Origin of the sequence: Streptomyces pathocidini (genome assembly GCF_001418495.1) — a bacterium.
Taxonomy (GTDB): domain Bacteria; phylum Actinomycetota; class Actinomycetes; order Streptomycetales; family Streptomycetaceae; genus Streptomyces; species Streptomyces pathocidini.
This window is the reverse complement of record NZ_LIQY01000010.1, coordinates 1-9,361: the sequence shown is the minus strand read 5'-3', so window position 1 is coordinate 9,361 and position 9,361 is coordinate 1. Positions and strand designations below refer to the sequence as shown.

8 protein-coding genes, 2 tRNA genes and 2 pseudogenes are annotated in these 9,361 nt (G+C 72.9%); 6 read left to right on the top strand and 6 right to left on the bottom strand.

Annotated elements, in window-relative coordinates:
* The coding region (locus tag AOK16_RS24990) for a hypothetical protein (RefSeq protein ID WP_079100914.1) at window positions 1-814 on the top strand (814 nt) is incomplete at its 5' end.
* 43 nt (window positions 815-857) lie between these two features.
* A complete protein-coding gene (locus AOK16_RS00745) occupies window positions 858-1,826 on the top strand; it encodes an SMP-30/gluconolactonase/LRE family protein (RefSeq protein ID WP_055470231.1) in 969 nt (322 codons plus the stop codon).
* 200 nt (window positions 1,827-2,026) lie between these two features.
* Here AOK16_RS00745 and AOK16_RS00740 read toward each other — a convergent pair whose 3' ends face one another.
* Window positions 2,027-2,233: a hypothetical protein gene (locus AOK16_RS00740; protein WP_055470230.1), complete on the bottom strand. Its 207-nt coding sequence runs from the start codon at window positions 2,231-2,233 to the stop codon at window positions 2,027-2,029.
* Window positions 2,234-2,394: 161 nt separating this feature from the next.
* Between AOK16_RS00740 and AOK16_RS00735 the strand changes: the two genes are divergently transcribed.
* Together AOK16_RS00735 and AOK16_RS00730 are read left to right on the top strand one after the other, a co-directional pair.
* Window positions 2,395-2,907 (top strand): MarR family winged helix-turn-helix transcriptional regulator, encoded by a 513-nt coding sequence (locus tag AOK16_RS00735; protein WP_055470229.1) that lies wholly within the window; start codon window positions 2,395-2,397, stop codon window positions 2,905-2,907.
* A 136-nt stretch (window positions 2,908-3,043) separates the two neighbouring features.
* Window positions 3,044-4,843 (top strand): annotated as a pseudogene (locus tag AOK16_RS00730) (MDR family MFS transporter); the annotation flags it as partial.
* Window positions 4,844-5,280: 437 nt separating this feature from the next.
* Here AOK16_RS00730 and AOK16_RS00725 read toward each other — a convergent pair.
* Window positions 5,281-5,751 (bottom strand): PPOX class F420-dependent oxidoreductase, encoded by a 471-nt coding sequence (locus AOK16_RS00725; RefSeq protein WP_055470228.1) that lies wholly within the window; start codon window positions 5,749-5,751, stop codon window positions 5,281-5,283.
* A 65-nt stretch (window positions 5,752-5,816) separates the two neighbouring features.
* Here AOK16_RS00725 and AOK16_RS28900 point away from each other — a divergent pair, with 65 nt between their 5' ends.
* Window positions 5,817-5,939, top strand: coding sequence for a hypothetical protein (locus AOK16_RS28900; RefSeq protein WP_276202460.1), 123 nt, complete (start codon window positions 5,817-5,819; stop codon window positions 5,937-5,939).
* A 221-nt stretch (window positions 5,940-6,160) separates the two neighbouring features.
* On the opposite strand, the gene AOK16_RS00720 is transcribed toward AOK16_RS28900, so the two are convergent.
* Entirely contained in the window at window positions 6,161-6,931 is a 771-nt protein-coding gene (locus AOK16_RS00720) for a TetR/AcrR family transcriptional regulator (protein WP_055470227.1), read from the bottom strand.
* Window positions 6,932-7,168: 237 nt separating this feature from the next.
* Between AOK16_RS00720 and AOK16_RS00715 the strand changes: the two genes are divergently transcribed.
* On the top strand, window positions 7,169-8,044 hold the full coding sequence (locus tag AOK16_RS00715) for an endonuclease/exonuclease/phosphatase family protein (protein WP_055470226.1): 876 nt from the start codon (window positions 7,169-7,171) through the stop codon (window positions 8,042-8,044).
* Between the two features lie 10 nt (window positions 8,045-8,054).
* On the opposite strand, the pseudogene AOK16_RS00710 reads toward AOK16_RS00715, so the two are convergent.
* The 3 genes and pseudogenes from AOK16_RS00710 to AOK16_RS00700 all read right to left on the bottom strand — a co-directional run.
* Window positions 8,055-8,366: pseudogene (locus AOK16_RS00710) on the bottom strand (winged helix-turn-helix domain-containing protein); the annotation flags it as partial.
* Between the two features lie 347 nt (window positions 8,367-8,713).
* A tRNA-Arg gene (locus AOK16_RS00705) sits at window positions 8,714-8,786 on the bottom strand.
* 184 nt (window positions 8,787-8,970) lie between these two features.
* Window positions 8,971-9,060, bottom strand: a tRNA-Ser gene (locus tag AOK16_RS00700).
* Window positions 9,061-9,361: the final 301 nt, after the last annotated feature.

Below are 9,361 nucleotides of genomic sequence, written 5' to 3'. Positions count from 1 at the left end.
CATCGCCTCCTCGGCGGCTGTGCTGTGCCTGGGCACGCTGCTCGCCGCGTGCGGCGGCGAGAGCGGCCCGGACGACGACGGCTACGTAGCGGTCGGCGCGGTCGGCCCCCGCGGCGAGGGCACCTCGGGCACGACGAGAACGGTCCCCCCGGAGGGGGAGGTGACCCTGGTCCCGCTGGAGGGGACGGGACGGGGCACCGGTGCCCGGGCGGAGCCGGGCAGGGGGCGGACGGCGGGCGCGGCCGCACCGGAGACGGATGCATCGGCGGCCGGGAACGACGGCAGAGGGCCCGCGAACGACGCTGCGGGCAAGGGCGGTTCGCCCGCGGCAACGGGCTCGGCAGGGAGGACGGACGTGGGCCGGGGAGCCGGACCCGCCTCCGGCCCGGGAGCGGGACCGGCCTCCCGCCCAGGTCCGGGTCCGGGTCCGGGTCCGGGTCCGGCCTCAGGGCCGGACAGCGTGGACGAGTCCTCCTCGCCCGGCCCCTCCGATCCGGAGGCGGATCCCGCCGAACTCTCCATAAGCCCCATCGAGCGCGCCCCCACCGAGGACCGCTGGTGCGAGAAGGTCACGCTGGAGCTGCACAACTCCGGTGACAAACCGGTGACTTCGGGCACGGTCACGTTCTCGACCCACATCATCGGCGCCCTGGGCATCGACTGGGCGACGATCGAGTCGACCCGTGAGCTCCCGGTACCGATCGGCGGCGGCGAACGCACGGAGAAGACCTGGGCGGTCTGCGCGGACGCCTGGCGCGTCCCCCTGGGCATGCACGTGGAAACCCAGGACGCCGACGTAACGTGGTCGGGCTGACAGGGCACTCGAAGAAGTAGCCAGAACAACAAGGAGAGCGGCCATGCCCGGCGATCGCCCCAAGCTGTTCGAGATCCTCGACGACCGGTTCCGCGCCGACAGGTGCCACGCCGGGGACTCCCGGCTGGAGACCCTCTACGACGGATGCCGCTGGGCGGAGGGGCCCGTATACGTCCCCGCGGGCCGCTATGCGGTCTGGAGCGACATCCCCAACGACCGCCTGCTCCGCTGGGACGAGACCACGGGCGCGGTGGGCGTCTTCCGCTCGTCCGCGGGCTATCCCAACGGCAACACCCTGGACCGGGAAGGGCGGTTGATCACGTGCGAGCAGGGCAACCGCCGCGTCACGCGCACCGAGCACGACGGCTCGATCACCGTGATCGCCGACCGGTTCCAGGGCAAGCGCCTCAACAGCCCGAACGACGCGGCCGTCAGGTCCGACGGCTCGATCTGGTTCTCCGACCCGGACTTCGGGATCGCCACCGACTACGAGGGGCACCGCGCCGAGAGCGAGATCGGTGCGCGCAACGTGTACCGCGTCGACCCCGTGAGCGGTGGAGTGCGCCTGGTCGCCGACGGGTTCAGCGGACCCAACGGCCTCGTGTTCTCCCCGGACGAGAGCCGGCTGTACGTCTCCGACAGCGGGGCGAACCACATCCGCGTCTTCGACGTACGCGAGGACGGCACACTCTCGGACGGTGAGGTCTTCACCGAGTGCCGGATCGGCAACTTCGACAACATCCGCTTCGACGACGGCGGTCGGCTGTGGGCAGCCGCCCTGAGCGGCGGTGTGCACTGCTACGCCCCGGACTCCACGCTGCTCGCCCGCCTTCTGGTCCCGGACACCGTGGCCAACATCCGCTTCGGCGGCGCCAGGCGCAACCGCCTGTTCGTCACCGCCGACACCGCGCTCTGCTCACTCGTCATGAGCGTCACGGGCACCCCGGCGCTACCGACGTCCCGACCTCGGGTGCCAACCCTGCCCACGGGAACGGTCGACGAGCAACCATGACCGGCGCGACGCCCCTGTCCTCCGCAACGGAGGCTCGCTGCCCGAGCGCGCGCCGGGGTGTGGTCTGCTCCGGGCTGCGCCCGCTGGAGGACTACCGGCATCTGAACCGCTGAAGCGGAAGCACTGTGGCCTGAGCGCAGCGGCGTGGCCGCGACTGCCCGGTGGGCGGTCGCGGCCACGCCGCCATGAGGAGCCGGCCGTCAGGCCAAGGCCAGCCAGGCCACCGCCACGATGATCACCACGGCCGCGATCACGCCGAGGATCACGCCCGTGCGGCTCCCGCCGGAGGCGGAAGGCGCCGGGGCGGCCTGCCGGCCCGGCTGGCCCTCGTCCACGAAGGCGCGGAACATCTGGGTGCTGCCCGCCGGGTCGTTGCTGCCCTGGGGGCCCTGAGGGTTGTTCGTCATGGGTCAGGACCCTAGCGAACCGGTACACCCTCCCCAAGCCTCGGGCGCCGCCTTCACAACCCTCCGGCCGCCCCTTCACGCACCCCCGTTAACTTGCCTTCAGCAACCATCCTCTTCTATCGTTGCTCTGAGCAACTTGACGCAGGCCCGGGAGAGCGCCCATGGCAGCCCAGAGTCAGTACGAGGAACTGGCCCGGCAGCTCAGCGCCATCGGAGCCGTGAAGCGCCACCTCGGCCGCGCCCTTCCGCACGACTGCCAGCCCGGCTCCGCCGCCGTACTGGCCGTGCTGGACCGGTACGGGGAGATGCGGTTGAGCCGGCTGGCCGAGCTGCTGGCCGTCGACATGTCCGTCACCAGCCGCCATGTCGCGCACGTCGCCGGGCGCGGCTGGATCGAGCGGCAGCCCGATCCGCTCGACCGGCGCTCGCGCCTGTTGCGGCTCACCCGCAGCGGCGAGGAGGTCGTACGCGAGATCTCCGGCCGCTGCGTGGACGCGCTCGCCGGCGCCCTGCGGGACTGGTCCGACGAGGAGGTCGGGCAGCTCAACTCGCTGCTGGGGCGGCTCCGGGACGACTTCGGGGACTGCCGCCGGGGCCTGGCCGACACCCCGGAGGCGACGGAAGCGACGGAGACACCGGCAGCCGCGACGCGGGCCGAGGCGTCAGCCCCGTAGCGCCCCCACCACCCGTACGACACCCGCACCACCCGAGAAAAGGATCAGCATGGCAACGACCACACCGCCCGGAGCGCGGGCCGGGGCCCCGGCGGCCGGCGCCGCGGAGACGCGTGCCGGCGCCGAGGCCCCGCCCATGTCCCACCGGCAGATCATGGAGGCGCTGTCCGGGCTGCTGCTCGGCATGTTCGTCGCGATCCTGTCGTCGACGGTCGTCTCCAACGCCCTGCCGGAGATCATCTCCGATCTGGGCGGCGGCCAGAGCGCGTACACCTGGGTGGTGACGGCCGCGCTGCTCGCGATGACCGCGTCCACCCCGCTGTGGGGCAAGCTGGCCGACCTGACCAGCAAGAAGACGCTGGTGCAACTGGCGCTGGTGATCTACGTGCTGGCCTCGGCCGGCGCGGGCCTGTCCCAGAACCCCGGCATGCTGATCGCCTTCCGCGTCTTCCAGGGCATCGGCGTCGGCGGCCTGTCCGCGCTCGCGCAGATCGTGATGGCCGCGATGATCGCGCCGCGCGAGCGCGGGCGCTACAGCGGCTACCTCGGCGCGACCTTCGCCATCGCCACCGTCGGCGGCCCGCTGCTCGGCGGCGTGATCACCGACACCTCGTGGCTCGGCTGGCGCTGGTGCTTCTACGCGGGCGTGCCCTTCGCCGTCATAGCGATCGTCGTGCTGCAGAAGACGCTCAAACTGCCGGTGGTCAAGCGGCAGGTCAAGGTCGACTGGACCGGCGCCTTCCTCGTCAGCGCCGCGGTCTCGCTGCTGCTGATCTGGGTGACGCTGGCGGGGGACGCGTACGCGTGGCTGTCCTGGCAGACGTACGCGATGGTGGGCGGCTCGCTCGTCCTCGCGCTGATCTTCGTCCTGGTGGAGTCCAAGGCCTCCGAACCGATCATCCCGCTGCGCCTCTTCCGCAACCGGACGATCGCGCTCGCCTCGCTGGCCAGCATGTTCGTCGGCATCGCGATGTTCGGCGCGACGGTCTTCCTGAGCCAGTACTTCCAGCTGGCGCGCGACAAGTCGCCGACGATGTCCGGGGTCCTGACCATCCCCATGATCGCGGGCCTGTTCGTCTCCTCCACCGTCTCCGGCCAGGTGATCACCCGGACCGGGCGCTGGAAGGGCTGGCTGGTCGCGGGCGGAGCGCTCCTCACCGCCGGGCTCGGGCTGCTGGGCACGATGCGGTACGACACCCCGTACTGGCACCTGGCCGTCTTCATGGCGGTGCTGGGGCTCGGCATCGGCATGATGATGCAGAACCTTGTCCTGGCCACGCAGAACCAGGTCACCCCGGGCGACCTCGGCGCCGCCAGCTCGGTCGTCACCTTCTTCCGCTCACTCGGCGGCGCGGTCGGCGTCTCCGCGCTCGGCGCGGTGCTGGCCCACCGCATCACCGACTACGTACGCGACGGGATGGCCGAGGCGGGCGCCCAGGGCGCGGCCGTCGGGGGCGGCGCCGACGGCGGGGCCATCCCCGACCTCGACAAACTCCCGGCGCCGGTGCGCACGGTCGTCGAGGCCGCGTACGGGCACGGGGTCGCGGACATCTACCTCTACGCGGCGCCGATCGCCTTCGTCGCGCTGGTGACGGTGCTCTTCATCAAGGAGGTGCCGCTCAGGACCCGCGCGGCGGGGACCGCGGAGGCCGCCGAGCTGCCCGCGGCGGCGATCGACCCGGCCGCGCGCCCGACGCCCGGCGCACCGGAGCCGGTCCCCGCGGCGGCGTCCCTCGGGAACCCGGTCGCCGCGGTCCAAGCGGGCACGCCCGGCCCGGACAGCGCGGGCGTGCCCGCCGTGGCAGGCACGGTCGACGGGGCGGCGGCGGTCGGCCCGGATGGTGGCTCAACCCGCCTGGGCGCGGCCGCCGTTGCCGGACGGCACGCGGCCGTCGCCTCGGCCGGTGGCGAAGACGCCGCCCCAGCCGCCCCAGCCGCCCCAGCCGCCGCAAGCGGCGACATCGAACTCGCCCACCCCGGCGAGTGACCGGCTCCCGGGCGGCCGGGGGCGCGCTGTGAGCGGACGCGCCCCCGGCCCCGCCCGGGACCAGGGCTCCGGCCGGACGGCACACGGCGCAGGGGACGGCCCGTCTGCCCGCACCGGCCGGGGCCCGCACCCGGACGACGGACGAAACGCCACGAACTCGTACGAAGAACAGGAGCGTTGACGACCACGGCCGGTATGGGAGCGGGGCTGCGGGCTCAACCCTCCGGCGCCGGAGGGCGGCCCTGAAGGTCAAGGCCCCGGCCCTCCGGCACCGGGCGGGCGGCCTGGAGGTCAATGCCGCACCGGGCGGCGGCCTTGAAGGTCGATGCCTTGCCGGCGGCGGCCCGGGAGGTCATTGCTCCGGCCTCGGGCGGTGGCCCGGGGCCTCAGTCCTCCGGCGCCAGGTGGGCCGGGAAGCCGCCGGTGGCGAGCGGGCCCCAGCGCTCCGGGGTGACGCGGATCAGGGACTTGCCCTGCTTGACCATCGCGGCGCGGTACTCGCCCCAGTCGGGGTGCTCACCACTGATGTTGCGGAAGTACTCGACCAGCGGCTCGACGGAGTCGGGAGCGTCGATCACCTCCGCCGTGCCGTCAATCTGCACCCACGGCCCGTTCCACTCGTCGGAGAGCACGATGACGCTGACGCGCGGGTCCCGCTTGGCGTTCCGCGTCTTCGCCCGCTCGGGGTAGGTGGACACCACCAGCCGCCCGGCGTCGTCCACGCCACAGGTCAACGGCGACCCCTGCGGCCGCCCGTCCGCCCGGGTCGTCAGCAGAATCGCCCGATGCCGCGGCCGCACGAACTCCAGCAGCCCTTCGAGGTCCACGGTGGTGTTGGTTGCGATGTAGGGAGCCATGGGGGACAGGTTAGAACCCGGCCAGGTGTGCGGCGGGTTCGCCGCCGCCGGGCCCCATCGCCGTCGTGTGCCGTCGCAGTGGACTCGGCCACGTCCTGCTCGGCGAGGTGGTCGCTGAGCCAGCCGGTGGCGAGCTTGAGGCGGGCCACCGGGTCGAGGGTCTCCAGCAGCTGGACGCGCTGGGGTGAATCCGCCGCTCCACAGCGCCATGAGCCGGGCCGGCGTGTGGAGTTGCGCAGCACTGCGCCCTCCCCCACCGGCCACCACTCACCGCTTCGCGAGGCGGCAGGATTCTTCTGCCGCGGCGGCGGGCGGCCAACCGCGGCACGGCCCGACGGTGCCGAACCGCGATCAACCTGCCCCACCGGGGCGGGCGTCGACACTAGACCCGCCGGGGGGGCCGCCGACGCTAGACCCGCCGGGAGGGCGCCCGCAGTGACTCGATGCCCGCGATCACGCAGTCCAGGGCGAACGCGAAGTCGCAGGTGCGGAGTTCCTCGACCGTGGCGCCGGTGCGGGACTCGCGGATGTCGCGGGTCTCGTCGAACTCCGGGCGGTCCTCGATAGTGCCGATGACCTGGCGGTAGAAGTCGTCCTGGCTGATCCCGGCATCAGCGCACCGCCGCGCGAAGCGGCCCTCGATCGTGGCGAAGCCGTACGTGAACTGGTAGATCAGTGCCAGCGCCCCCGGCAGCTGCTCCGGTGCGAGCCCGCTGCGCCGCAGCACCCGCTGGGCCACGCCCGTGACGGCCAGGGCGTGCGGCCCGACGTTCAGGTACTCGCCCATCAGCGGCGACACCCACGGATGCACCACCAGCAACCCCCGGTAGGACACGGCGAGTTCGCGCAGCTGGTCGCGCCAGTCCGCCCCCGGGTCCTCCTCCAGCTCGACCTCGCCCGTCACCGCGTCGAGCGCCAGCTCCAGCAGGTCGTCCTTGGTGTCCACGTACCAGTACACCGACATCGCGGTGACGCCCAGCTCCGCCGCCAGCCGCCGCATCGAGAACCTCGCGAGCCCCTCGGAGTCCAGCAGCCGTACGGTCGCCGCGACGATCCTGTCGCGGTCCAACCGGTCGAGCCCCGTGGGCCGCTCGCCGCGCCGCTTCGGCGCCGGGCGGCCCTCCAGCCACACGCTGGTCCGCGCCCGCCCGGACGACCCGCTGTCGGCCCCAGCTGCCATGGCGCACCCTCCTCCGGCTCGGCTCCCGCACCCGGACGGCCCGTCAGGTTCCGGCGCACGCCCGCCCGACCTCCACGCTCGCCCGGCCTCGATGCTATGCCGCCGCCGCGGACGATGGTCCGTTCCACGTCACGGGCCCGCACCGCCCGGTCGGCCGAAGTTCACGCCGCGTACCACCGTGATCGTCCGCGGCTTCGGTACGGTCGTGCGCGCCGGCCACGACCAAGGAGCCCCCGGATGCCACTGCGCCGCCGCCTCGCCCAACTACTGCTCGCCGCCGGAATGTTGGGACTCACCGCGACCCCGCCCGCGCACGCCGGAAGCGGCGAGCGGGACGTACGGTACGGGCCGCTGCGCGTGGCCTCGTACAACGTGCACGCCGGTATCGGGCAGGACGGCGCCTTCGACATCCAGCGCACGGCCGAGGCGATCCGGGCGCTCGACGCCGATGTGGTGGGCCTCCAGGAGCTCGACGTGCACTGGGACCAGCGCAGCGAATGGCGCAATCTGGCCAATGACCTGGCCCGGTCGCTCGGCATGCGCGTCTACTTCGCGCCCATCTACAGCCTGGATCCGGCCACCGAGGGCAACCCGCGGCGCGAGTACGGGGTGGCCGTGCTGTCCCGGCTGCCGATCCTGAGCGCCGGGAACCACGAGATCACCCGGCTCTCCACCCAGGTGGAGAACCCGGCCCCGGCCCCCGCCCCCGGTTTCGCCGAGGTGGTCGTCCGCGCCCACGGCGTGCCCGTGCACGTCTACACCACGCACCTCGACTACCGCCCGGACCCGGCCGTGCGGAAGGCGCAGGTCGCCGACACGCGCCGGATCATGGCCGAGGACTGCGACCGGCGCGGCCGCTGCCCCCACCAGGTGCTGACCGGCGACTTCAACGCGGCGCCGGACGCACCCGAGTTGGCCCCGCTCTGGGAGCGGCTGGCGGACGCGGGCCCGGCAATCGGCGGCACCTACCCCGCGGACGCCCCGCGGCAGCGCATCGACTACGTGACCGCCTCGAAGGGCATCCGCGTCCGCACCGCGGCGGTCCCGGACACCCTCGCCTCGGACCACCGCCCGATCGTGGCCGACCTGCGCGTCCCCCTCGGCCGCCGCTGAGCAGCACCGCTCACGCCGAGGAACGCCGCTCAGTCCCCGGCTCGATCAGATAGCCGGCACCGCGCCGAGTGCGGATCATCGGGACCCGCCCGGCGTCGATCTTCCGCCGCAGGTACGAGATGTAGAGCTCGACGACGTTGGCCCCGCCGCCGAAGTCATGGCTCCATACCCGGTCGAGGATCTGCGCTTTGCTGAGCACCCGGCGCGGGTTGTGCATGAGGTAGCGCAGCAGCGCGAACTCGGTCGCGGTCAGGCGGACGGGCTCCCCCGCGCGCCGCACCTCGCGGCTGTCCTCGTCCAGCACCAGATCGCCCACGACGAGGGCGCGGACAGGGCCGCCGCCGGGGCGGCGGAGCGGGAACGGCCCCTGAGTCGGGGGCGGGGAAGGCTTCTGGGTCACGGTCATACCCCCGACCATCGGGCCACGGCCTGAGAGGCGGCTTTCCCCGGCCTGTGAATTCCCTGAGAAGAAGTCGGGGAATAACCGGACATGGATCCCCACGGGCGGACCGCGTCAGAACAGCCCGCCCTGCACCCCGTCCACACCGGCCCGGGTGCACCGCCACCCGTCGCCCACCGGCGCCACCGTCTCCGAGCCAGTCCCCGAACACGACTGTCCCGAACACGACCGAGGCCCCCGTGCGTTGCATGGGGGCCTCGGTCAGGATGCGCGCTCGGCAGGATTCGAACCTGCAACCTCTTGATCCGTAGTCAAGTGCTCTATCCGTTAAGCTACGAGCGCTTGCGTCTCGGCGTTTTTCTTGCCGGTCGGCGTTGCGGGAACAACATTACATGACCCGCCGCCGCAGGCGAAATCCGTTCACCATCCCCGGGCCGACCTGCGAAAACGGCCCTCGCGGCCCCCAAGAACGGCTGAAGCCCCGGCCGTCGGGGGCCGGGGCTTCAGATGATCGAGAAGATCGAAGCGGAGGCTCCGGGATTTGAACCCGGGATGGGGGGTTACCCCAAACCGCATTAGCAGTGCGGCGCCATAGACCAGACTAGGCGAAGCCTCCTCACACACCCGCGCCAGCGCGAGGTGGTGTGTGCAGATGATGGCACAGCCACGCGGGCCGCCACCAATCGCACCCTACGGTACCCGGCGCGCGTGCGGCAGAGCAAAGTTCCTCCCGCGCCCCGCCCACCCCGCGCCTGGTCGGACCGGGTACGCATCCCCGTCGGCACGGACCCGACGGGCACCGCCGGCAGCCACCCCACCAGCCGCCGCCCACCCCCCATACGCCGCTGCCCGGCGCAACGACTCGGCGGCCCGAGCGTTATGCACGGCGGGCTCGCGCCCGCGCGTCCCGTCCACTC